Source organism: Dorea sp. AF36-15AT (assembly GCF_003477705.1).
Classification (GTDB): domain Bacteria; phylum Bacillota; class Clostridia; order Lachnospirales; family Lachnospiraceae; genus Claveliimonas; species Claveliimonas ammoniilytica.
The window spans coordinates 12,974-35,154 of record NZ_QUDV01000007.1; the positions used below are offsets into that span (position 1 = coordinate 12,974).

The window sequence follows — 22,181 nt, forward strand, 5'->3', positions numbered from 1 at the left end:
CAAAATCCGCGTTCTACTGCGCAACAAATCTAAAGCAAAGGAGTGATGAAGCTATGGCAGTTTTCCGTGTGGAACGCAACACAGGCTACACCGTAATGAGCAACCACCACTTACGCAACAAGGAGCTTTCCTTAAAGGCAAAGGGGCTGTTATCTCAAATGCTGTCCCTGCCGGAGGATTGGGACTATACCCTTGCAGGGCTGTCCTACATCAACCGGGAAAGTATCGACGCTATCCGTACCGCCGTTTGGGAGCTTGAAAAAGCCGGATATATCACAAGGCGGCAGGGACGCGACGAGAAAGGCAAAATGACCGCAATCGAGTACACCATTTACGAACAGCCGCAGCCGCCGGAATTGGATTGCCCGGTATTGGAAAATCCAACAGCGGATAACCCGACAACGGAAAATCCGACGTCGGAAAATCCAATGCAATTAAATAAAGATATATCAAGAACTAACTTACAAAAAAAAGAAAAATCAAATACGGATTTATCAAGTACCCATTCCATTCCTATCCATTCCCTAAATCCCTTGCCCCTTTGTTACCGCGTCGGCAAGCTGTTTTCCGATTTCATGGGCTTTCTCATAATCGACTTCCCCCGGCTCAAAAGATTGTATCAAATGGTGTGCGAGGTTGTTTCCTCTGTCAAGAGCTTGCGACAATGTAAATCCGAACTCAATATCTGCCGTTTCATAGCTGCACCCGAACGAGGACACCAGCATTTTCCCGTCCGTCTTGTTCGGGTTTTGGATATAGTCAAGGGCTTTTTTTAACGTGCTTTTAATAGGCTTAATCTTTGTAACCGCCATATCTCCGCAAGCACCTCCTTGATTTCTTCTATATCCTCTTGGTAGACGCTGCCCGTCGCATTGACGCGCTTTGCAATCTGATTGACATTGACCCCGATTTTCTGTATCTCCGCTGTCATAGCTTTTATGTCGGCATGGTCTATCTGAATGATATACCCGTCGATTGCCATTTTCCGCAAGTAGGCTTCCATGTTCCGGGTAGGGACGAGCTGCATTTTCTGTTCAATGAACGCCCGTTCTTCCTCTGTTACTCTGAATTTAATTTGTACTGTCCGTTTCCTGCCGTTCATCGGCTCACACTCCTTTCCATTCCGAGGGTTTGGGACACTTCCCAACAAGCAATTTTCAACCGACGCGCCGCAGCGCAGGAGGGCGAAAATACGGAAAGGGTACCCCTTTCCTATGCTTGCTAAGAAACTTTCTCCCTTTATCCCTACTACATGGAAAATCTGATTTTGCCAAAGCAGGACAAAAGAAAAACGCCGCAAACTGCGACGTTTCAAACTGCTTTTTCTATGAAGAAACGAGGGAACTTTATTCCCCCGTTGTTTCGTTGTTGGCTTCCTCAATCCCTTTTGCGGTAGCTGACAGGATTTTCAAATCCTTTTCGCTCATGCCGTCGAGCATGGTATCAAGCTGACGGCGGCGTGTGGACTTTTCCTGTTCCCGTTCCGGGAAAAAGAACTGGTCTACCGATACGTCAAGCAGGGTTACAAGCTCATACAAAATCTGCAAACTTGGGTGCTGCCCGCTGTTTTCAATGGACGCGATATATCGCGGCGCAATGTTCAGCTTATCCGCTAACTGGTTGCGGGAAATTCCCTTTGCTTTTCTTGCCGCTTTGATAGCCTGTCCGAAAGCCTTAAAATCAAACTTTTCTTTGCTCTGCTTCATAATCATTTCACCCAACTACATTGTATATTTCATCTCTCTTTCAAGATATGATTACACGCATCATAGTATGGATAGAAATAGAGCATATCATGTACTTGCTATTATTCGGTTATCCGAGTATAATTATATTGATAATGTTTGAAGAAAGGACGGTTACGATATGGAATATATGTCTTGTCCCGAAGCAGCGGAAAAATGGGGTATTTCTGAACGGCGTGTGCAGATACTTTGTAAAGAAAATCGAATACCTGGTGTTTCAAAAATCGGTTATATGTGGTTGATACCCAAGAGCGCAGTAAAACCATTTGATAAAAGGATAAAAAGGAGTGTAGACAATGAATGAAAAAATTTTAGTTGTAGATGATGAAAAAGAGATAGCAGATTTACTTGAAGTTTATCTTAAAAACGATAATTATATAGTACACAAATATTACAATGGAATTGAAGCATTGGAATGTATTCAGAAAACGGAAATTGATTTGGCGATATTGGACGTTATGCTTCCTGATATAGACGGATTCCGTATTTGCCAAAAAATTAGAGAAAATTTTTATTTCCCTGTTATTATGCTTACAGCTAAAATTGATGATGGCGATAAAATAATGGGGCTAACAATAGGTGCCGATGATTATATAACAAAACCTTTTAATCCCCTTGAAATCATTGCAAGAGTGAAAACACAGTTAAGACGCTATCAGAAGTACAACAATCCAACAAAAAAGCAGTTTTTTCCAAAAAGTGAATATGACATTAGAGGATTGATTATCAATAAGGACACGCATAAATGCTTTTTGTTCGGAAAAGAAATATCTTTAACTCCTATCGAGTTTTCAATCCTTTGGTATTTATGTGAACATCAAGGCAAAGTTGTTTCAACTGAGGAACTATTTGAAAATATCTGGAAAGAAAAATATTTAGATAATAACAACACCGTAATGGCACATATAGGGCGGCTTAGAGAAAAATTAAATGAACCCGCCAAAAATCCAAAATTTATCAAAACAGTTTGGGGGGTAGGTTATGAAATTGAATAAAAATGAACAAAATTATCTGCTTACAATCCTGTTTAAAAGTTATATCTTACAGAGTGTAATTTGTTCGGGAATTATCTTAGTGTGTACGGTTTCGTTAGATATGGGACTTACTTGGGTACTGGATAGATATGTGGAACATTACTACCTGATATATAGGGGACTTTATGTTTATATGGTAGGGCTTATATTATGGGTAGTTTGCATTTTGTATTTGACTTATAAACTTTTGAAAAAGGTTGTTAATTATGTCTACGAGTTACAAGCTGCAACAGGAAAACTATTTGATAAATCAGTAGATTATATTGAACTCTCACCGGAACTAAGCGAAATTGCTATCAACATAAATCGCTTAAAGCAAGAAGCAGAAAACAATGCGCGACTTGCACAGGAAAATGAACAGCGCAAGAATGATTTGATTATGTACCTTGCACATGATTTGAAAACGCCGCTTTCTTCCGTCATTGGCTATCTAACACTACTGCATGATGATGAACAACAAATATCACAGGAGTTAAGAGAAAAGTATCTTTCTATTTCTCTTGATAAAGCAGAACGTCTTGAAGATTTGATAAACGAGTTTTTTGAAATCACACGATTTAACTTATCTAACATAACATTACAATACAGCAACATAAATTTGACCCGTTTATTAGAACAACTTATCTATGAATTTAAGCCCATATTAAAGGAAAAAAATTTGAAATGTACTCTCAATAGTACAAGCGACATTATGCTACATTGCGACGCAAACAAAATACAACGTGTGTTCGATAATCTCTTGCGTAATGCGGTAATTTACAGTTATACAGATACAGAAGTTGCAATAACCACAGAACTTCAAGAGAACACTATTGTAATTACTTTTGAAAATTTTGGGAATCCTATCGCAGAAGAAAAACTAAAACTAATATTTGAGCAGTTTTACCGAGTTGACACATCAAGAAATACTACAAGTGGTGGTGCCGGATTGGGACTTGCGATTGCGAAACATATTGTAGAACTACATAAGGGGACTATTGTTGCTCATAGTAAAGACGAGTGTATAAAATTTATAGTTACACTTCCACTTTCGTAGGAAAATCGTAAGAAATTCCGTAGCAAAAAAGAGGATTTTCTTGCGAACAATCATCAAAATTAAGGCTTTTATTTTGATACAATTATTGTATCAAGGTGAAAGCCTTTTATCTTTAAACGAAATATAATATACAATAACAAGGAGGTATGTTGGTGAAATACCAAAATCGAATTATGGCGTTACCTATGCTATGTATGATAATAATTGTGTTATCTGCCTGTTGTTTTGACGAGCAGAAAAATGAAACCAGTAACGTAAATCCAAAAGTACAATCCGTTGAAACGGTATCCGTTACTCGCGGTAATCTTACTCCAACGGTATCTGCTCACACAACTATTATTCCGGCTTTGGATTTTGTTTTATGTTCTTCTGTTGAGGGTACTTTTGAAGCCTGTTCCTCAGCCGGCAACAAAATTACTGAGGGTGGTGTGATTGGGAAAGTATCTGAAGAAGAAATAAAATCCCCAGTTGACGCAACGATTCTTTCTATTATCTCATCTAATGAGAGTGTTCCCAAAAATTATCCCTTAGCAACAGCTAAGTACACAGGTTTTGCTCTCAATATTGAAGCTGAAAATTTTTTGAAAATATTGCCGGAAAATGCAGCATTAAAAGCAAAGTTTCAAGTAGTTGATGGTGTGGGACCTACGGAAGCGATTGCAGTTGTAGTACCAGTATCAGAAAATGCAGAAAGCACATTGCAATGTTTAATTGGAAAAGATATTGATGTAAAACCCGGACAAAGTGCTACCGTTGTCATAACAGCCGAAACTAGAAAAGATGTGCTTTTGTTACCACTTTCAGTCATTGCGGGCAGACAAGGTAAGGGAATGGTAACCGTAATAAATGACGGAAAACAAATTCAAACAGAAGTTATGCTGGGTGCAACTGATGGTGCATATATAGAAATATTGTCGGGTGTAAATGAGGGCGATACAATTTCTTCTATTCCCCCAAACCTTGACCCAAGGAGTAATTTGTAACATGGAAAAAACGAATGGAGGAAATTTAATTCAAATAAAAAACTTGGTAGCGACTGTTAATTTGAATAATGGTGATACCTTAGTAACTGTAAACAAAGCAAATATGGAACTAAAGCGAGGAAACAGCTATGCTATTGTAGGCAAATCGGGTTCAGGAAAAACAAGCCTTATATCAATTATAGGTTTACTCAACCACTCATATCAAGGCGAATTTCTTTATAATGGTATGTCTGTTTCCACTTTAACAGATAGCCAGCTATCTATGCTTCGAGCAAGTAATATCGGTTTTGTTTTTCAAAACTATTCTTTAATTAAACATTTAAGAGTTTGGGAAAATATTGAGCTTCCTTTACTTTATTCCAAAAAGAAAATGAATACAAGACAGCGGAAAGAAGCAATACGAAATCTTTTGCAAAGTGTTGGATTAGAAGGAAAAGAAAATGATTATCCATCTAATTTATCAGGAGGCGAACAACAAAGAGTGGCGATTGCCCGCGCACTTGCAGTATCGCCGGAAGCCATTTTATGTGATGAACCTACTGGTGCTTTAGATAAAAAAACCGGAAAACAAATTATGGACCTTTTACATCAAGTTGTGCTTAAAAATGGCATTATGCTTTTAATAGTAACTCATGACCTCGATATTGCAAAGACTTGTAATACAATTTTTGAAATGGACGGAGGGAGGCTTCAATGTGTTAAATATGATTCTTAAAGACCTTCGTATTTCTCCTCTCCGCAATATTTTAACCAGTATTTCTATGCTTGTAGGAATTATAGCAATGATAGGTTCCGTTTTGGTTGGTACTCTTGGTAAAGAGTATTTAATTTCTGTTAATGCACAGATATACGGTTGGGTTCCAACATACTCCTTTTCAATAATGGATTGCCGTTTTGAAGATGCCGCTAAAATGCAGAATTTTTTGACAAAAGTACAGCAATTAGATGACTCGATAGCCGTTACTCTGTCTATGCAGGAAAATATAAGCTTTGCACCGATTCCATCCCTTTCATCATTGAAAGATAAAAATGACACACTTTATAAAGATTTTATACCTGTTGATGTCATTTTCACAACAACAGGTTACAATAAAGTCTATAATTTACCTATGTCATCGGGAAATTGGTTTTACTCCTCCGAAACAAACAATATTCTTTGTATGGTAGTAAATAAAGAGGCTGAATCCTATTTCAATACTTCGTATGCCGTAGGTAATCCAAAAAACAGCCTTGCATTAACACCGTTTAACGTAACTGGGATTGTAAATGACGGAAAGGATATACCTACAATCTATATTGACGTACAAGCAATAGAACAGCTTGTTCCTAATATGTGGCAAGTACAAAGTGCAAATATTTATTGGCACATGACTAATGGACTTACAACAAAACAAATGTATTCTGCCTTACAAGATATTTTGAAAGAAACAATAGGAGGTCATTTAGAAAATACAGGAAGAAGCGATATTGGTAATGCTTATGATTCTGTATTAGCTATGCTTCAACTAGGACTTTTAGTAACATCGTTTTTATTATTGTTTGTTTCTGTTTTGGGACAGATTAACATAGGTTTATCTTCTTTAGAACAACGTACACATGAGCTGTTGATTAGAAGAGCAATAGGAGCTTCCCGCGCAAATATTGTTACTTTGGTTTTAGGTACGCAACTGATTATTTCAATATTCGTTTGCATTGCGTCAATTTTACTCTCGCTACTTATCGTTGAAGGTATCAGTGTATTGCTTCCACCTGATTCACCAATAACAGCACCAAGTTATCCTATTTTTTCGGCTGTCATAGCTGTAATAACTTCTGTTATTGTTGCATTATTAGGCGGGTTATTGCCCGCAATAAAAGCAGCAAAACTGGAACCTGCATTAGCACTTAGATAAAAGTTTAAGAAATTGGAGGAATAAATATGAAAATATTATCTGCTAAAACAAAAATTCTTTTAGGAATGATTTTTACTTTAATGATATGCTTAATGTTTGCGGGGTGTTCTAATTCTGATACTACATCTGATTCAAGAGGATTTACAGACTTTGAGCATATCGAAGAAGAATATCTTGCAACCATTGACAGTTTGGATTGGCCAGATGGAGTTGAACTTCCTAAAAAGTTGGAAAATGAAGATACAGGGGCTTCTTTCCAAGTTGGCTATGGTGAAACAAGAGCTTCTAACTTGTGGGAATATTCATGGATGAAAGAATGGCTTGACACTTATAATACAAATCCGGAAAGAGCCGAAAAAGCATTAGAAGAATTGGAAAAAGCATTTGATATGCCATATATGGGAAAAGACAGGTGCGATGACGCTACTCGTAATTATTTGCGAGAAAATATTGACAAAGCAAAACTAGGTGATCCATCTGGTTTTAGGGAGTGTATAGATGTTAATTATTGATTGGTCTTACTAACAAGTAATTTTCAAGTACATTTAGGGAGGTGAATTAAGTAGATGAGAAGAAATTATAAGAGAAAAAAATTCCATGTAAGCGGTATCTGTATTTTTCTTGTTTTGATAATATTTAGTGTTGCTTTTGTATTGTGGGCAATGAAACCTGACAATTTTCGCAATGAGAAGAATAAAATCAACTCTTGGCTGAATGGAATTTCCTTTCAAGATTTTTATAATGCAAAATCCCTCATATTAGTTGACCTTTCTAATGACAATATATTTATTTCAAAGCGAGAAAACGAGCAACAGCTTCCTGCCAGCTTAGCCAAATTATTTGTCATTGAATACGCAGCAACACTTGCGGATTTAGATAGTATTGTTCCTGCAAATTATGAAGCAATCCAATTAACTAAACCTGGTTCATCTGTTGCGAATATAGACGCGAAAAAATATTTTCTCCACAATTTGTTTGCTGCCATGTTGGTTCCATCTGGAAATGACGCTGCTTATGTAGTCGCGGATTATTGTGGTTCTATTCTTTCACCACAAGCTAAGAATAGTCAAGAACGTATTAATGTTTTTATGGAACATCTAAATAATTACTTACAAAATCAAGGGTATGAAAACACAATTTTATATGACCCAAGCGGATATGATGTCAATGCTCTCACTACCGTTTCAGACCTAAAATCAGTATCTACTCACCTTTTAGAGAAGCAATGGTTTAGAGATATTGTTTCAAAGAGTAATTATACAGCTACTTTACCTGACGGAAGTACGCAGACATGGAGGAATACTAATACTTTTCTTGACCAAACATCAGAATATTACAATGAAAATGTTAAAGGTATCAAGACAGGTTCCTTATCTAATGACTATAATTTAGTTGTTCTTTATCAACAACATGGAAAGGAATTTTTAATATGTAGTTTAGGCTCTCAATCGGATTCTTCAAGATATGATGATGTGAATTATATTCTTAAAACAATAGATGAATCTGACTATTTAACTAAATGATTTCATCTGCCGGACGACGGCAAAAGAAAAAAAGCCGTCGCAGAGCAGACACATTTTCACGCGCCTACTCTATTTCGGCGGCTTTGATTATCAGAGCCGCCGTTTCTTTTTATCCATCTAAATTCCAACGACGACCCTCTACCATGTAAAGGCATGGCGGCTTTAGGAGGTAGCCGCCATGCACTTATCAACTTATCGACACAAATCGACATTCCCCCAATTATCAAAAAAAGTCTATCCCCTGCAACGGGGTATTTCGGGCATAAAGATGAACAATCACATCATCTAAATACTTTTTATGTTTCCTTTGCGTCTGTCTGCGCCTTGCAGATGGGCGCATTTTGCATTTTACAGAACTTTTTTCAAAGAAATTTTTGCTTTCGTCCAGCGTTTGAAAAAGTCGTCTGTATTATCACGCGAAAAGGGGAGGTACTACCACCTTTCGACAGAAAGGAGGTGAGAACATGGAACCTAATCGCAGAGAATTTCAAAAGCAATGTGCCTTTCAAAGTTTCTGTAAACGGGTGCTGCACAACGAAGCGTGCAACGCCCACGACGAAATCCGGCGACGCAGAAAACGGGAAGTATCGTTTTGCGACCTTGCCTTGCATGAGGAACGGCAGCTTTACACCGTTGACAAGTATTTTCAAGACGAAGAAGCTGAACCGCGTTATCAAATGGCAGGAAAAGAGATAACCCCGAAACTGCTGCTTGAAGCAATCCGCACTTTGCCGGAGGAAAAAAGGACTGCTATCACTCGAATGCTCCGATACTTTCAAGGCGAAGGACTCGTCAAACTCTCCCGCGGTAAAATCACAATCCTTGATTCGAAAAGACTGGAAACACTACAAAGATCATAAAAATGTTTTTCTATAACATCTAAAGAATCCTCCATTTATCAGAATTATGAAAGTCGTTCTAATAAATGGGGGATCTTTTTATACTACGATTAAACTATAAAAATATTTGTTTATTTCTAATAATCCATACCGCATGCATATGCCCTTCCGATCAGCGCACGGTCATTAACCACTGCATCATAGAAGCGGAATCCACCGGAAAAGTTGTATGTTTCATAACCGTTTCCTTCCAGAATACGGCTGGCAATGTAACTGCGCAGACCACTTTGGCATATCAGATACACAGGCTTTCCTTTCTCAATTTCATTAATTCGTTCCCTCAGTTCATCTACAGGAATATTGTTGAATCTATCCATATGACCCCTGTTAAATTCACCTACAGTTCTCACATCCAGCAACACCACATTTTGATCTTTAGAAATCTTATCCATATCTTCCAAATGCCATTGTTTTAAGGTACCTTTCGCTATATTGTCTATCATGAATCCAGCCATATTTACAGGATCCTTGGCAGATGAATAAGGCGGTGCATATGCGAGATCTAAATCTTTCAGCTGGGTTGCCTTCAGCCCTGCATGAATTGCTGTTGCCAACACATCAATACGTTTATCAACTCCTTCATATCCAATAATCTGAGCACCAAGCAAACGATAGGTTTCTTTTTCAAAAACCACCTTCATGGTCATCACTTTTCCACCGGGATAGTAACCGGCATGACTCATAGGAGAAAGAATTACTGTATCTACCTCTAATCCTGACTTTTTGGCATTGGTTTCATTGATACCTGTAGTGGCTGCTGTCATATCAAATACTTTGATAACAGAACTTCCCTGACTGCCTAGGTAACGACTATCACCACCACAAATGTTATCCGCGATGATCCTGCCCTGTTTATTGGCAGGTCCCGCTAAAGAGATTAACGCATCATTACCAGTAACATAATGTTTTACCTGAACTGCATCACCTGCAGCATAAATATCCGGTACAGAGGTTTCCATTCTGTCATTCACTACAATACTTTCTTTGATGCCAAGTTCCAGACCAGCTTCTTTTGCTAATGCTGTGTCTGGTGTAACTCCGATTGCCAGCACCACCATATCAGCCTGAAGAGATGGATTATCTTTCAATAAGACCTCCACTCCATTGTCTTTTTCTTTAAATCCTTCTACTGTATAGCCCAATACCAGTTTTATTCCATGCTTTCTCATTTCATTATGGATCATGGATGCCATATCCGGATCAAAAGGATTCATCAGCTGTTTAGGCCGCTGGACAATCGTAACATCCATGCCAAGCTCCCTCAAATTTTCTGCCAGCTCTAAACCAATAAAACCGCCACCAGCCAACACAGCCGATTTTGGATGATTCTTATTAATATATTCTTTTATCCGAAAAGTATCTTCTACAGTACGAAGTGTAAAAAGTTTATCAATACCTACTCCTGGAAGTCTCGGCTGTGTTGGCTTTGCACCTGGAGAAAGGATAAGTTTATCGTAATTTTCTTCAAATATTTCACCGTTTTCTAAATTTTTCACTGAAACAGTTTTACGTTCCGGATGTATGGAGATAACTTCATGATGAATTTTCATATTAATACGGAAGCGTTTAAAAAAACTCTCAGGTGTCTGTAGTGTAAGTTCTTCCGGATCTGTGATTGCATCTCCAATATAATATGGAAGCCCACAATTCGCATAGGATATGTATCCGGATCTTTCAAACACAGTAATTTCTGCATGTTCATCCAGTCTTCGGATTCTTGCTGCAGCTGTAGCTCCTCCGGCTACACCGCCTACGATTATTACCTTCATCTTATTTTTCCACCTTTCCTGAATAACCAGCAATGCCACCGATATTATTTACTTTAGAATATCCCATTCGTTGCAACAACCCTATTGCTTGACGACTTCGGGCTCCGGAATAACAGTATACAAACAGTGGAATTTCTGTATTCTTCGCTACTGAAACAACATTGTTAAGTTGTTGTAACGGTACATTTTTACTTTCTGGTATATGCCCTTCCTGATATTCCTGCGGAGTACGTACATCCAGCAGAACTGCACCAGTAGTCCTTTTATATTCCTCTATCCCTTGATTAATATTCGCCTGTTTAAGGAAATCGAAAAATCCCATTAGCGCACCTCCTTAAAGCATTTCTAAAATTGCATTCTTAGGTCTCGCACCTGAAATCTGTTGTACAATCTTCCCATTCTTCATAACCACCAAAGTTGGGATACTCATAATACTAAATTCACTTGCCAGTTCAGGCTGCTCATCCACATTGATTTTACCAACTCTGATATCAGGGCGTTCACCTGCAATCTCCTCTATGATAGGAACCACCATACGACAAGGAGCACACCAAGGCGCCCAAAAATCCAAAAGGACAGGTTTATCAGAATTCATTACTTCGTTCTGGAAATTATTTTTATTGATATTAATTGCAGTCATTTTATAATCCTCCCTATCATTTCTTTGTGGCTTTATTATAATCTGAATTTTATTTCTTTTCTGTGATATCATCACAAAATATCGCAATAAAAAACCCCTGTTGCTCACGCACCAGGGTTTTGATTTATCCATCCGTATTTAACACAAGATTAGACTTCTATTCAACTTCTGAAAACTGATCTTTTCCAACATTACATAATGGACATTCAAAATCTTCCGGAACATCCTCCCACTTTGTTCCTGGTGCAATACCACCTTCAGGATAACCTTCCTCTTCATCATATTCCCATCCGCAAACGTCACATACATATTTCATTAGTTTGTTCCTCCTTATAAATATATTACTGTTGTATCTGAATTATTTTGTAATCTTAGCACGAATGTCAAGTGTTTTTAGCATTTCCAAAACCCATGAATTGACTGCTGTAGCTACTACAAGCATGATACCCGCAAAATTTCTCTTTGCTATTTCAGGAATGATTGACTTAAATATTGCTACATTTTTATTTACTAAATCAAGCCTTGTCTATCCCGATTTTTGCCCCGCTCCGGCAGATATGACAACAATTGCAGCATCAGCCTATCATTACTGCTTTTTTTGAATTAATCACTTTCTTCTTCGTAATAATCTCATCCCCTTAATAATTCTCTTCATGTACTTCAAAATAGCTCTGTGGATGATTACATACCGGACATACTTCAGGTGCCTTAGTTCCTACCACAATATGTCCGCAGTTACGGCATTCCCATACTTTAACTTCACTCTTTTCAAAAACTTTAGCAGTTTCAATATTCTTAAGAAGTGCACGATATCTTTCCTCATGGTGCTTCTCAATCTCACCTACTGCCCTGAATTTTGCTGCAAGCTCAGGGAATCCTTCTTCCTCAGCTGTTTTAGCAAAGCCTTCATACATATCTGTCCACTCATAATTTTCGCCTTCTGCCGCTGCCGCCAGGTTTTCCTTTGTATCACCAATTCCTGCTAATTCCTTGAACCACATCTTTGCATGTTCTTTCTCATTATCTGCGGTTTTTAAAAACAATGCTGACATCTGCTCGTAGCCTTCCTTTTTCGCTACAGAAGCAAAATAGGTATACTTATTTCTTGCCTGCGATTCCCCTGCAAATGCCTCCTGTAAATTTTTCTCAGTCTGTGTTCCTACGTATTTGTTTGCTACCATTTCTTTTTCCTCCGTTTTCTTTACTATTTTTTCAAAATCTGATGCTGGGTGCTTACATAAAGGACATATGAAATCATCCGGTAATTCTTCTCCTACATATTCATATCCACAAATTCTGCAACGCCATATTGTCTGCCCATCCTCGGTTTTTCCGACTGCCTGTGGCTTAGGTTTAATATTATTCTGGTAATAATCATATGTGACAGAAGGAACATTACTTAAAACTTCCATATCTGTTATCTCACCGATAAACATTGTATGTGATCCTAAGTCCTCCGTTTTATTAACTGTTACAGAAATGTATGCATTTGTACCTTCTGTAATATAATAAATACCATTTGTACCCCTAGCACACTTTTCAAATGCTTCAAATTTATTGGTATCCCTTCCTGATTGGAAACCAAAATATTTGAACAATTCAAACTGTGCCTTCTGACTTAAGACTGATACTGTGAATTTTCCAGTTCTCTGAATCATGTCATGCGTGTAATTTGCTTTGTTGACGCAGATACTTAACTGGTTCGGTTCTGAAGCTGCCTGAATGGCTGTATTAATAATACATCCATTGTCTTTTTCATCTTCCCTGGCAGTCAGTACAAACAATCCATAACTCAACTTATACATTGCTTTCCTATCCATTTTTCCCTCCTTTACCTTCTCCCTGCATTTTGGGCAAATACCTTTAAATGAAATATCATAATCCAAAAATTCGATTCCATGAGTGTTATGAATTCTTTCCAGCAAATCCGGTATTTTATGAGAAGATGCCCGTGCTGCGCATCTTTAATCTAAATCATTGTTCTATTTTTCGTTCAAAAACATATTCAGCATCTGATGATAAATCAGACCGGAATGAATAACCAAGTCTGTCGAATTTCTTAATATCTACCGGATTCTCAATATTATTTTCTGCCATAAATCTGACCATTTCACCACGAGCCATCTTGGCATATGTACCTTTTGTTACCATTTTATCTCCAGAAGCTTCACAAAATGTAACCGAAATATATCTGTCCTGTGGTGTCAAATACTTTTCTATACATTTTGAGTATTCTTTTGATGCAAGATTAATGATAATCCTGCTGTCATCTATTACTGAGCGGTATAACAAGTCACCCCAGTACTCATACAGATTTTTGGCATCTCCAATCCTGGTCTTTGCCTGCATTTCCAAACGATAAGGCGTCACACCATCTCTTGGTTTTAACACACCATAAAATGCAGATATTATTCTCAAATGATTTTGTACATACTCGAACTGACTGTCCTCAAACACGGATGGAGCCATATATTGAAAAGCAATTCCTTCATATGATAACACAGCTGGAGTAAGTAAATGATAAAGATCCATGTTTTCAAATCTATTGAAGTTCTGTTCTGCAATTTTGTCATTACATTTCCAGATAGTCTTCAGTTCTGCTTTTGACTTACTTTTCAACCAACTTTGTATCTCAGTCGTCTTTTCAATAAATTCAGGCAATGCATCCGGTGCTATGCTGTCAGTATCTGTAATCATTTTTTTAGCAGGGGATAATATTATCTTCATTAATCTAATTCCTTAAGCATATTTTCAGGATCATCTGCAGCCTTGACTTTATCATTTGCCTTTATAATAATCCCCTGTTCATCAATAAGATATGTGGTTCTTACTACTCCCATAGAGACTTTGCCATAATTTTTCTTTTCTTTCCATACATCATAAGCTTCAATAACCTTCCGCTCTGGATCTGCTAAAAGTGTAAATGCCAATCCATACTTTTCCTCAAATCTCTTATGAGAGGATACAGAATCCTTACTGACTCCAAGAATAACTGCACCTTTTTCGGTAAACTGAGGGTATCTCTCGGAAAAACCACATGCCTGTTTCGTGCATCCCGCTGTATTATCCTTGGGATAGAAATATAAAATCACTTTTTTTCCTATATAATCCGATAATCTATGTATTTTCCCATTTTGATCGGGCACCTCAAAATCAGGTGCCTTAATTCCTACTTCCAACATTATTTATTCCTCTCCATCTGTAACTTTCTCTTTTTTTGCCTTTTCTTTTCTATTCCCAGTAATCATTTTATGACCTGTATATATCGCCATTACCATACATAACATAGAACTTAAAGCAAAGTATTTATGACTTGATTTTAGCTTTTTATATCCAGTGTAATAAGTCCCAAACATTGTAATTAATGCTCCAACTGACCAATATTTATGTGCTTTCATGTAATTCCTCCATTTTTTCAGTGTATTCAATTGTAATTATACTCTACCACATTCCTGTGTCAATTTGATAATAGCGCATTCCTATAATTTTTTCAGAATATCATGGTTAAAATTATGACATTTCATAATAGTGTGCGTAAATCCCACCTTTTCCCAACAGTTCCTCATGCGTTCCTCGTTCTGCAATCCCACTTTCTGCAACCACCAGAATTTCATCCGCATTGCGGATCGTTGACAATCTGTGTGCAATGGTAATCGTAGTTCTGTCTTTTGCCAGTTCTTCCAGGCTCTGCTGAATGAATCTCTCACTCTCATTGTCCAGTGCGCTCGTTGCCTCATCCAGAATCAGGATAGACGGATTCTTCAAAAATACTCTGGCGATAGAAATTCTCTGTTTCTGTCCACCGGACAATCTTGTACCTCTCTCTCCGACAAAGGTCTCATAACCATCTGGCAGCCCCATGATAAATTCATGAATATTTGCTTTTTTCGCAGCTTCTACGATCTCGTCCATCGATGCATCTGGTCTGCCATACGCAATATTCTCACGAATACTTCCACAAAATAGATATACCTCCTGCTGTACCAGCCCAATCTGATTACGCAGACTTTGTAACGTGAGTCTCCGCACATCCTTTCCATCAATCGTGATACTTCCGCCAGTCACATCATAGAACCTCGGAAGTAACGAACAGATGGTTGTCTTTCCACTTCCGGATGGTCCGACCAACGCAATCGATTTTCCTGCCGGGATATCAAAAGAAACATTATCAAGAACCAGTGAGTCATCGTCATTATAATGAAAGGAAACATTTTCGTAACGCACATGCCCTTTGGTATTATCCAGTGGCTCCGCATCTTCTGCATCCACAATCTCCGGTTCTGTCTCAACGACATCTAAGAATCTTCTGAATCCTGACAACCCTTTTTGCATCATTTCCGTAAGCTCTACCAGAATCTGGATCGGACTGATAAAAATGCCAATATAGAGCGCATACATCGCCAGATCTTCCGGCTCCATCTGTCCATATGCGATCAGCCAGCCTCCAAATACCAGCGTCATCAGATACATCATCCCCTGAAAGAATAAATTGCCTCCTGTAAAACTACCCATACAACGATAGTTTGCATTCTTTGAGATCAAGAAACCCTGATTGCTCTTTTTAAATTTCTCCCGTTCAATATCTTCATTCGCAAAAGACTGTACCACACGGATTCCTGCCAGCGTATCCTGAAGGCTGGAATTCAGATTTCCGATTTTACGCCTGTTATCCATAAATGTTGCCTGCATCTTCTTGTTCTGCCCATAAGAAAACGCCAGCATAAATGCCACAAGCACCAGAAGCGGAATCGCCAGTTTCCAGTTGATCAGGAACAGAAATACAAAAGATCCAACGATTTTGATCAACGAGATAAATAAATTCTCCGGTCCGTGATGCGCAAACTCTGAGATATCGAATAAGTCCGATACCAGTTTACTCATCATCTGTCCCGAGTTATTCTGATCATAATATGAAAATGATAATTTTTCATAATGATCAAATAACTGTTGACGCATATCTCGTTCCATATGTGCCCCCATCATATGTCCCTGATAACTAACATAGTACTTGCATCCTGCCTGGATCACATACATAACAAACAACACGAGTGTAATCGGAGTCAATACCCGTAAAATCGCATCAGAACTCTCTGTAAATAATGTCTTCGTCAATGTTCGTAAAATCTGTGGAAAAGCCAGATCGACCAAACTGATCACAGCGGCACAAATCAAATCCAGAAAAAATATCCCCTTATACGGAGCATAATATTGAATAAATTTCTTTAATGTATGCATATTAATCCCTTATTCCTTTCAAATTAATCTGCTACATTATATCATAAAAATTGCAAGAGCCGACTCATTCTAGCTATTTTCTTCAGTATTTCATTCGTTCCAATTCCGGCAGCACTGTGCAAAGCATCGTAACAAAGCACACACTTCCACCGATCACATTGGACACCGGCTCTGCCATAAATACACCGGTCACTCCCATGTCCAGTGTGTATGGCATCAGATAGGTCAACGGAACTACGATAACTACTTTACGAAGCAGGGAAAAGAATATTGCCTGCTTCTTTTTATTCATTGACTTGAATACCGTCTGACCAATATACTGCAGATCCATAAAAATAAATGCGGCAAAATACTGATGAAGTGCCGGAACTGCATCTTTCAAAAGCTCTGCATCCGAGCTGAAAATCCTGATTAATGTTCCCGGTGCCAGTATGATCGTACCCCACATAATTGCTGTATATCCCAGAATCATAAATCCCATAACCATCATTGCCTTTCGCACTCTTGCCGGTCTGCGTGCTCCGTAATTATAACTTAATATCGGTGATGTTCCTTCATTCATTGCATGAATCGGCGTTTCTACCAGCTGCCGGACACTGGATATGATCGTCATAACTGAAATATAGATATCACCGCCAACAACAGACAGCACATTATTACAGCAGATAGTTACCAGACTGTTCGTCAGCTGCATGATAAATCCAGATGTTCCGAGACTTACAATATTCTGTGCATATCCTTTGCACTCTGCTAGCTCACCTCTATGCAAGAAACGTACTTTCAGCTCTGCTTTTTTCATAAGAAAGAACATCACAAACACTGCTGAAAGACACTGCGAAAGAACCGTTGCAATTGCTGCTCCTCGCACACCCAGGCCAAACAGAAATATAAATACCGGATCCAGCAGCAGATTCGTCAATGCTCCGATAGCAACTGAAAGCATACCGATCAGCGAATATCCCTGCGCATTGATAAATGGATTCATTCCAATCGCAATCATTGATGGCAAGGTGCCGATCAGATATATCATCATATATGGATATGCATAAATCATAGACGTATCAGATGCTCCAAACAGCACAAGCAATGGGTGTGCAAATACAAGTCCGATCATCATCAGCAGAATAGCACTGACGCATACCAGTGAAAATGATGTATTCATTACACAAACTGCTTTTGTTTCCTCTTTTTTGCCTCTGAATATAGAAAAAAGCGGTGCGCCACCAGTTCCAAACAGATTGGCAAATGCACTGATAATTACAATCAATGGAAAACAGAGTCCAACTGCTCCAAGCGCAGCTGTCCCTACTTCCGGGATCCGTGCAATATAAACACGGTCTACGATGTTGTACAACAGATTCAGAATCTGGGCAACTAACATCGGAAGTGCTGCTCCAAGAATATTGCCCGTTACAGTTCCATGTTCGAAATCTATTCGTTTCAATTGACATTCATCCCTTTTCTTTTTCTTGATTTTCAGTATAGCATGCAGTATTCTATGTGTAAATATATGATGCAGCAACACACAGCACCATCGTTTACAGAAAGGTTTTTCACATGACTCTTCAACAGTTAAAATATGTCATTACTGTAGCCGAGACCGGTACAATCACCGAGGCTGCTAACAAGCTTTATATTTCCCAGCCCAGTCTGACCAATGCAATACATGAACTGGAAAAGGAAATGAATATCATCATTTTTAACCGGACTAATAAGGGAATCACACTTTCTAAGGAAGGTGATGATTTCCTTGGATATGCCAGACAAGTACTGGAACAGGCAGCAATTCTGGAGGATAAGTACAAACACACGCCTGGTGGCAAAAAGAACTTCTGTGTATCAACGCAACATTATTCTTTCGCAGTAAATGCTTTTGTTGATCTCATCAAAGAATACGGACAAGATGATTATGATTTCAGTCTTCGCGAAACCCAGACATATGAGATTATTGACGACGTAGCAAAAATGCGCAGCGAACTTGGCATTTTGTTTTTAAATGAATTCAATGAAGCCGTTTTAACCAAAATCCTAAAATCGCATGATCTTTCATTTCATCCATTATTCACTGCCAGGCCGCATGTATTTGTCAGCCGTTCACACCCACTCGCGCAGAATACAGTCATTACCAATGAAGAACTGGAAGCCTATCCTTATCTCTCTTTTGAGCAGGGAGAACACAATTCGTTTTATTTTTCGGAAGAAATCTTTTCTTCCTATGAACGCAGAAAAAATATCCGCGTCAGGGATAGAGCAACTTTATTCAATCTATTGATTGGTTTAAATGGCTATACTGTATGTAGTGGTGTCATCGACGAGAATCTGAATGGAAGTGATATTATTGCAGTTCCTCTGGCTGTCGATGATGATATGCGTATCGGATACATCACACACAAACGAGGAATGCTCAGCAGACTGGGATGTTCTTATCTGGAAGCACTAAAAAAATATTTCATCTGATCGGGTTATCCATAGTTTAAAGCTATGGACAACCTGAATTTTTATGTATTTTTCAATCTTCTTCTGCCCATATATAATGAAAAACATCACTTGAAACTTATAAAATATATTATATGGAGGACATTAGAATGAGTTTATTACAGACACCTTTCAGATATGATTATGTAGGAAGCTTTCTCCGCCCGGAGCGGTTAAAAAAAGCCAGAGCTGATTTTGAATCAGGCATGATCACCCCGTCACAGTTAAAAGAAGTTGAGGACGAATGCATCCTTGATCTGGTCAGCAAGATCAAAGATCTGGGTTATCACGTAATTACAGATGGTGAATTCCGTCGTTCCACCTGGCATCTGGACTTCATGTGGGGATTCAATGGAATCGAGCACAAGAAAACCTTAGATGGTAATACCACCTTCGACGGAGAAGCAGCTATGATTGATGATACTTATATGATCAGTAAGATTTCTGTCAAAGAGCATCCATTCGTAGAACATTTCAAATTCCTCAAGGCTCTGGAGGACGAAAATACCATTGCAAAGCAGACCATTCCTTCACCGGGACAGTTCTATGCTTACTTTACAGGTGCTGAACTTCTCACCACTACGCTGGATATCTACGGAACAGAGGAAGCTTTCGCTGACGATGTAGTAAAAGCCTACAGTGAATTTGTCGATGAAATTTATGCAGCCGGATGCCGTAATCTGCAATTTGATGATTGCGTATGGGGCGGCATGGTAAATCCAAAACTTGCCGTTGCACTCACCGGCCGAAGCGGTCAACAGCTGGAAGAATATAAGAAACTGATTCTCGACTTAAACAATCGTGTAGTTGCTCTTGCACCGACCGATCTGATTATCAACACTCATGTATGCCGCGGAAATTATCATTCCACATTTTTCAGTTCCGGCGCTTATGATGGTGTTGCAGATCTGCTATTCGGAGAAGAACACGTAAATACCTACTATCTGGAATATGATGACGAAAGATCTGGCGGTTTTGCGCCACTTTCAAAAGTATCCGGAGACAAGAAAGTTGTACTTGGACTCATCACTACCAAGACTCCTGCTCTCGAGAATAAAAAAGCTGTCATTGCAAGAATCCACGAAGCTGCCAAATACATTCCATTGGACAGACTGTGTCTCAGTCCGCAGTGCGGCTTTGCCTCCTGTGAGATTGGCAATAAGCTTACCGAAGAAGAACAGTGGGATAAACTTCGTCTTGTAAAAGAAATTGCAGAAGAAGTATGGGGTAAATAATACCCTCTTATAATATAGAAAGAGCTGTGATTGATCAAATCTGTTTGATTAATCACAGCTCTGTGTTCCTAATATTATTCAGCATCAAAATCCACTTCAAAGACTCCCTCTGGAGTTTTCATCGTTAAAACTCCCAGATTAAAATCTTCATCATGAATTGTAATATGATATTCAAATATCACGCCCTCTTCAAAATGTGAAAGCAACAGGTATTCTCCATTCTCCTTACCATCAATCTGATCACAAATATCATCATACACCTCTGCACCTGATATCTTTCGTGGATAGCCGGATGCCTTGATTTTCGCTTCAATAACTTCGTATAATTCGTTCATATCGTTCCTCCTCGTACCTTTATATCACCTTATGTTCCAACCATTTTCTGCTGTGGAATCTCCATGTAAAGAGCACTGCACGCACTGTCCAGTCAGCAAACATTCCAATCCAGACACCCATCGGGCCGAATCCCAATCCGCGGATCAGCAATACAGACAGGCAGAATCTGCATAGCCACATAACTGCGCAGGAACTTATCATCGAAAATTTCACATCTCCAGCTGCTCGCAGGCCATATGCCGGAACGAATGCCAAAACCCACATAATTGGTTTCACTATGGTAATCCACATAACCATATGCCGGCACATATCTGCACTGGTCTTCTCCATGCCTCCAAGCATCGTAACCGGTCTTGTCAGTATAAATACCAGCAGACAGCTTACGATAATCGTAACTTCTGCGATGACAGAGAGCTTTTTAATATAATAGACTGCTTCGTCTTTGCGATTTGCCCCCATACACTGTCCAACTATCGTCATCAGACCTACCCCGACACCGATACCTGCGATTCCGTTCAGATTCTCCAGAATGTTCGTCATTGCCTGTGCTGCAATAGCAACCGTTCCAAGCGTAGATACCGTAGACTGTATTGCAAGTTTTCCCAGCTGGAACATACTGTTCTCAACACCTGACGGAATCCCGATTCCAAGTATTCTTCCAATCATCGGCCAGTCTGGACGGATCTTCAGATAATCACGCACAACAATCGGTTGTCGTTCTCTTCTGAGCTGGATCAATACAACTAGTGCACAGAAAATACGGGAAATCAACGTCGCAATTGCTGCTCCTGCTACTCCCATATGAAATCCCCAGATCATGATTGCATTGCCCACAATATTCATGATATTAGAAATCATAGATATCGTCATCGGTCCCTTCGTATTATCCTGCGCCCGGAAAATAGATGCCGCCGCATCATACAACGCTATAAATGGAAATGACAGTGCCGTATAAAAGAAATAAATCTCCGATGCCCTCATGACATCAGCTTCCACCGACCCGAATATCAACCGGAGTAACGGCTTCTTAAACCCCAGACAGATTGCACTGACAACAATTGAAATCAGGGTAATGATAAATAATACCTGTCTCGCTGATTCATTGGCACGTTCTTGATTTCGCTGTCCTATGTACTGTGCGCAGACGATCGCACCGCCCGCTGCAAGTGCTGAAAATGCCTGAATTACTAAAATATTGATCGAATCCACCAACGAAACTGCTGAGATTGCTGCTGAGCCAACATTACTTACCATCATCGTATCTGCTGTACCCATGATGGAATTAAGTAACTGTTCCAATACAACCGGAATCAGAAGGCTCCGAATCATACGATTCGTGAACATGTGTTGTTGTTTCATTCTTCTATAGCACCTCTTCA

The 22,181-nt window shown here is 39.0% G+C and carries 25 protein-coding genes and 4 pseudogenes; 12 read left to right on the top strand and 17 right to left on the bottom strand.

What is annotated here, in order from left to right:
• Positions 1-53: 53 nt before the first annotated feature.
• Positions 54-539: pseudogene (locus DWZ93_RS10415) on the top strand (helix-turn-helix domain-containing protein); the annotation flags it as partial.
• Here DWZ93_RS10415 and DWZ93_RS10420 read toward each other — a convergent pair.
• From DWZ93_RS10420 to DWZ93_RS10430, 3 genes and pseudogenes are all read right to left on the bottom strand, one after another.
• Positions 534-812 (bottom strand): annotated as a pseudogene (locus DWZ93_RS10420) (relaxase/mobilization nuclease domain-containing protein); the annotation flags it as partial. The pseudogenes DWZ93_RS10415 and DWZ93_RS10420 sit on opposite strands and share 6 nt — an antisense overlap.
• Complete coding sequence (locus DWZ93_RS10425) at positions 773-1,102, bottom strand: plasmid mobilization protein (RefSeq protein ID WP_005422959.1); 330 nt, start codon at positions 1,100-1,102, stop codon at positions 773-775. The pseudogene DWZ93_RS10420 and the gene DWZ93_RS10425, both read right to left, overlap by 40 nt.
• 244 nt (positions 1,103-1,346) lie before the next feature.
• A complete protein-coding gene (locus DWZ93_RS10430; protein WP_201259548.1) occupies positions 1,347-1,706 on the bottom strand; it encodes a helix-turn-helix transcriptional regulator in 360 nt (119 codons plus the stop codon).
• A gap of 160 nt (positions 1,707-1,866) precedes the next feature.
• Here DWZ93_RS10430 and DWZ93_RS10435 point away from each other — a divergent pair, with 160 nt between their 5' ends.
• The 9 genes from DWZ93_RS10435 to DWZ93_RS10475 all read left to right on the top strand — a co-directional run bounded on the left by DWZ93_RS10435 (position 1,867) and on the right by DWZ93_RS10475 (position 9,073).
• On the top strand, positions 1,867-2,049 hold the full coding sequence (locus DWZ93_RS10435; protein WP_005422953.1) for a helix-turn-helix domain-containing protein: 183 nt from the start codon (positions 1,867-1,869) through the stop codon (positions 2,047-2,049).
• Positions 2,042-2,740 carry a VanR-ABDEGLN family response regulator transcription factor gene (gene vanR, locus DWZ93_RS10440; RefSeq protein ID WP_118452894.1) on the top strand — a complete coding sequence of 233 codons (699 nt, stop codon included), beginning with the start codon at positions 2,042-2,044 and terminating at the stop codon, positions 2,738-2,740. Before DWZ93_RS10435 ends, vanR begins: the two co-directional genes overlap by 8 nt.
• Complete coding sequence (locus tag DWZ93_RS10445; protein ID WP_005422949.1) at positions 2,727-3,815, top strand: sensor histidine kinase; 1,089 nt, start codon at positions 2,727-2,729, stop codon at positions 3,813-3,815. Before vanR ends, DWZ93_RS10445 begins: the two co-directional genes overlap by 14 nt.
• Before the next feature lie 146 nt (positions 3,816-3,961).
• Positions 3,962-4,798 (top strand): hypothetical protein, encoded by an 837-nt coding sequence (locus DWZ93_RS10450; protein ID WP_106762866.1) that lies wholly within the window; start codon positions 3,962-3,964, stop codon positions 4,796-4,798.
• 1 nt (position 4,799) lies between these two features.
• Entirely contained in the window at positions 4,800-5,513 is a 714-nt protein-coding gene (locus tag DWZ93_RS10455) for an ABC transporter ATP-binding protein (protein WP_005422944.1), read from the top strand.
• Positions 5,503-6,690: an ABC transporter permease gene (locus DWZ93_RS10460; protein ID WP_106763257.1), complete on the top strand. Its 1,188-nt coding sequence runs from the start codon at positions 5,503-5,505 to the stop codon at positions 6,688-6,690. The genes DWZ93_RS10455 and DWZ93_RS10460 overlap by 11 nt, the downstream gene beginning before the upstream one ends.
• A 26-nt stretch (positions 6,691-6,716) precedes the next feature.
• Complete coding sequence (locus tag DWZ93_RS10465) at positions 6,717-7,202, top strand: hypothetical protein (RefSeq protein WP_181013427.1); 486 nt, start codon at positions 6,717-6,719, stop codon at positions 7,200-7,202.
• Between the two features lie 54 nt (positions 7,203-7,256).
• Positions 7,257-8,213 (top strand): D-alanyl-D-alanine carboxypeptidase family protein, encoded by a 957-nt coding sequence (locus DWZ93_RS10470; RefSeq protein WP_106762868.1) that lies wholly within the window; start codon positions 7,257-7,259, stop codon positions 8,211-8,213.
• A 464-nt stretch (positions 8,214-8,677) separates the two neighbouring features.
• Positions 8,678-9,073, top strand: a complete 396-nt coding sequence (locus DWZ93_RS10475) for an RNA polymerase subunit sigma (RefSeq protein ID WP_243061271.1) — start codon at positions 8,678-8,680, stop codon at positions 9,071-9,073.
• Between the two features lie 116 nt (positions 9,074-9,189).
• Here DWZ93_RS10475 and DWZ93_RS10480 read toward each other — a convergent pair whose 3' ends face one another.
• The 12 genes and pseudogenes from DWZ93_RS10480 to DWZ93_RS10530 form a co-directional block, all read right to left on the bottom strand.
• Entirely contained in the window at positions 9,190-10,881 is a 1,692-nt protein-coding gene (locus DWZ93_RS10480) for an FAD-dependent oxidoreductase (protein WP_118452895.1), read from the bottom strand.
• Position 10,882: 1 nt separating this feature from the next.
• Positions 10,883-11,203 (bottom strand): rhodanese-like domain-containing protein, encoded by a 321-nt coding sequence (locus tag DWZ93_RS10485; RefSeq protein WP_118383448.1) that lies wholly within the window; start codon positions 11,201-11,203, stop codon positions 10,883-10,885.
• A 12-nt stretch (positions 11,204-11,215) separates the two neighbouring features.
• Positions 11,216-11,521, bottom strand: a complete 306-nt coding sequence (gene trxA / locus DWZ93_RS10490; RefSeq protein ID WP_118383447.1) for a thioredoxin — start codon at positions 11,519-11,521, stop codon at positions 11,216-11,218.
• 157 nt (positions 11,522-11,678) lie between these two features.
• A complete protein-coding gene (locus tag DWZ93_RS10495) occupies positions 11,679-11,837 on the bottom strand; it encodes a rubredoxin (protein WP_005339874.1) in 159 nt (52 codons plus the stop codon).
• Positions 11,838-11,912: 75 nt separating this feature from the next.
• Positions 11,913-12,101: pseudogene (locus tag DWZ93_RS10500) on the bottom strand (lactate/malate family dehydrogenase); the annotation flags it as partial.
• 58 nt (positions 12,102-12,159) lie between these two features.
• On the bottom strand, positions 12,160-12,702 hold the full coding sequence (gene rbr / locus DWZ93_RS15280) for a rubrerythrin (RefSeq protein ID WP_243032033.1): 543 nt from the start codon (positions 12,700-12,702) through the stop codon (positions 12,160-12,162).
• 18 nt (positions 12,703-12,720) lie between these two features.
• A pseudogene (locus DWZ93_RS15285) lies at positions 12,721-13,341 on the bottom strand (flavin reductase); the annotation flags it as partial.
• A 154-nt stretch (positions 13,342-13,495) separates the two neighbouring features.
• Positions 13,496-14,248 (bottom strand): peroxide stress protein YaaA, encoded by a 753-nt coding sequence (gene yaaA / locus DWZ93_RS10510; RefSeq protein WP_118452897.1) that lies wholly within the window; start codon positions 14,246-14,248, stop codon positions 13,496-13,498.
• The gene (locus DWZ93_RS10515; RefSeq protein WP_118452898.1) at positions 14,248-14,703 is read right to left on the bottom strand and encodes a peroxiredoxin; all 456 of its coding nucleotides are present in this window, start codon (positions 14,701-14,703) and stop codon (positions 14,248-14,250) included. The genes yaaA and DWZ93_RS10515 overlap by 1 nt, the downstream gene beginning before the upstream one ends.
• Before the next feature lie 3 nt (positions 14,704-14,706).
• Positions 14,707-14,919, bottom strand: coding sequence for a DUF6219 family protein (locus DWZ93_RS10520; protein ID WP_118452899.1), 213 nt, complete (start codon positions 14,917-14,919; stop codon positions 14,707-14,709).
• A gap of 112 nt (positions 14,920-15,031) precedes the next feature.
• The gene (locus DWZ93_RS10525) at positions 15,032-16,756 is read right to left on the bottom strand and encodes an ABC transporter ATP-binding protein (protein WP_118452900.1); all 1,725 of its coding nucleotides are present in this window, start codon (positions 16,754-16,756) and stop codon (positions 15,032-15,034) included.
• An 82-nt stretch (positions 16,757-16,838) separates the two neighbouring features.
• On the bottom strand, positions 16,839-18,200 hold the full coding sequence (locus tag DWZ93_RS10530; protein ID WP_118453000.1) for an MATE family efflux transporter: 1,362 nt from the start codon (positions 18,198-18,200) through the stop codon (positions 16,839-16,841).
• Between the two features lie 113 nt (positions 18,201-18,313).
• Here DWZ93_RS10530 and DWZ93_RS10535 point away from each other — a divergent pair, with 113 nt between their 5' ends.
• Together DWZ93_RS10535 and DWZ93_RS10540 are read left to right on the top strand one after the other, a co-directional pair.
• The gene (locus DWZ93_RS10535; protein ID WP_118452901.1) at positions 18,314-19,213 is read left to right on the top strand and encodes a LysR family transcriptional regulator; all 900 of its coding nucleotides are present in this window, start codon (positions 18,314-18,316) and stop codon (positions 19,211-19,213) included.
• A gap of 128 nt (positions 19,214-19,341) precedes the next feature.
• Complete coding sequence (locus DWZ93_RS10540) at positions 19,342-20,466, top strand: 5-methyltetrahydropteroyltriglutamate--homocysteine S-methyltransferase (RefSeq protein ID WP_118452902.1); 1,125 nt, start codon at positions 19,342-19,344, stop codon at positions 20,464-20,466.
• Between the two features lie 74 nt (positions 20,467-20,540).
• Here DWZ93_RS10540 and DWZ93_RS10545 read toward each other — a convergent pair whose 3' ends face one another.
• Entirely contained in the window at positions 20,541-20,801 is a 261-nt protein-coding gene (locus tag DWZ93_RS10545) for a hypothetical protein (RefSeq protein ID WP_118452903.1), read from the bottom strand.
• Between the two features lie 19 nt (positions 20,802-20,820).
• On the bottom strand, positions 20,821-22,161 hold the full coding sequence (locus tag DWZ93_RS10550) for an MATE family efflux transporter (protein ID WP_118452904.1): 1,341 nt from the start codon (positions 22,159-22,161) through the stop codon (positions 20,821-20,823).
• Positions 22,162-22,181 lie beyond the last annotated feature (20 nt).

Coding starts and splice junctions, on each gene's coding strand:
- rbr (WP_243032033.1), bottom strand. CDS start 12,702: ATGGTAGCAAACAAATACGTAGGAACACAGACTGAGAAAAATTTACAG.
- vanR (WP_118452894.1), top strand. CDS start 2,042: ATGAATGAAAAAATTTTAGTTGTAGATGATGAAAAAGAGATAGCAGAT.
- yaaA (WP_118452897.1), bottom strand. CDS start 14,248: ATGAAGATAATATTATCCCCTGCTAAAAAAATGATTACAGATACTGAC.
- DWZ93_RS10480 (WP_118452895.1), bottom strand. CDS start 10,881: ATGAAGGTAATAATCGTAGGCGGTGTAGCCGGAGGAGCTACAGCTGCA.
- DWZ93_RS10435 (WP_005422953.1), top strand. CDS start 1,867: ATGGAATATATGTCTTGTCCCGAAGCAGCGGAAAAATGGGGTATTTCT.
- DWZ93_RS10550 (WP_118452904.1), bottom strand. CDS start 22,161: ATGAAACAACAACACATGTTCACGAATCGTATGATTCGGAGCCTTCTG.
- DWZ93_RS10535 (WP_118452901.1), top strand. CDS start 18,314: ATGACTCTTCAACAGTTAAAATATGTCATTACTGTAGCCGAGACCGGT.
- DWZ93_RS10485 (WP_118383448.1), bottom strand. CDS start 11,203: ATGGGATTTTTCGATTTCCTTAAACAGGCGAATATTAATCAAGGGATA.
- DWZ93_RS10460 (WP_106763257.1), top strand. CDS start 5,503: ATGATTCTTAAAGACCTTCGTATTTCTCCTCTCCGCAATATTTTAACC.
- DWZ93_RS10425 (WP_005422959.1), bottom strand. CDS start 1,102: ATGAACGGCAGGAAACGGACAGTACAAATTAAATTCAGAGTAACAGAG.
- DWZ93_RS10495 (WP_005339874.1), bottom strand. CDS start 11,837: ATGAAATATGTATGTGACGTTTGCGGATGGGAATATGATGAAGAGGAA.
- DWZ93_RS10465 (WP_181013427.1), top strand. CDS start 6,717: ATGAAAATATTATCTGCTAAAACAAAAATTCTTTTAGGAATGATTTTT.
- DWZ93_RS10520 (WP_118452899.1), bottom strand. CDS start 14,919: ATGAAAGCACATAAATATTGGTCAGTTGGAGCATTAATTACAATGTTT.
- DWZ93_RS10540 (WP_118452902.1), top strand. CDS start 19,342: ATGAGTTTATTACAGACACCTTTCAGATATGATTATGTAGGAAGCTTT.
- DWZ93_RS10475 (WP_243061271.1), top strand. CDS start 8,678: ATGGAACCTAATCGCAGAGAATTTCAAAAGCAATGTGCCTTTCAAAGT.
- DWZ93_RS10430 (WP_201259548.1), bottom strand. CDS start 1,706: ATGAAGCAGAGCAAAGAAAAGTTTGATTTTAAGGCTTTCGGACAGGCT.
- DWZ93_RS10525 (WP_118452900.1), bottom strand. CDS start 16,756: ATGCATACATTAAAGAAATTTATTCAATATTATGCTCCGTATAAGGGG.
- DWZ93_RS10445 (WP_005422949.1), top strand. CDS start 2,727: ATGAAATTGAATAAAAATGAACAAAATTATCTGCTTACAATCCTGTTT.
- DWZ93_RS10450 (WP_106762866.1), top strand. CDS start 3,962: ATGTTGGTGAAATACCAAAATCGAATTATGGCGTTACCTATGCTATGT.
- DWZ93_RS10455 (WP_005422944.1), top strand. CDS start 4,800: ATGGAAAAAACGAATGGAGGAAATTTAATTCAAATAAAAAACTTGGTA.
- DWZ93_RS10470 (WP_106762868.1), top strand. CDS start 7,257: ATGAGAAGAAATTATAAGAGAAAAAAATTCCATGTAAGCGGTATCTGT.
- DWZ93_RS10545 (WP_118452903.1), bottom strand. CDS start 20,801: ATGAACGAATTATACGAAGTTATTGAAGCGAAAATCAAGGCATCCGGC.
- DWZ93_RS10515 (WP_118452898.1), bottom strand. CDS start 14,703: ATGTTGGAAGTAGGAATTAAGGCACCTGATTTTGAGGTGCCCGATCAA.
- trxA (WP_118383447.1), bottom strand. CDS start 11,521: ATGACTGCAATTAATATCAATAAAAATAATTTCCAGAACGAAGTAATG.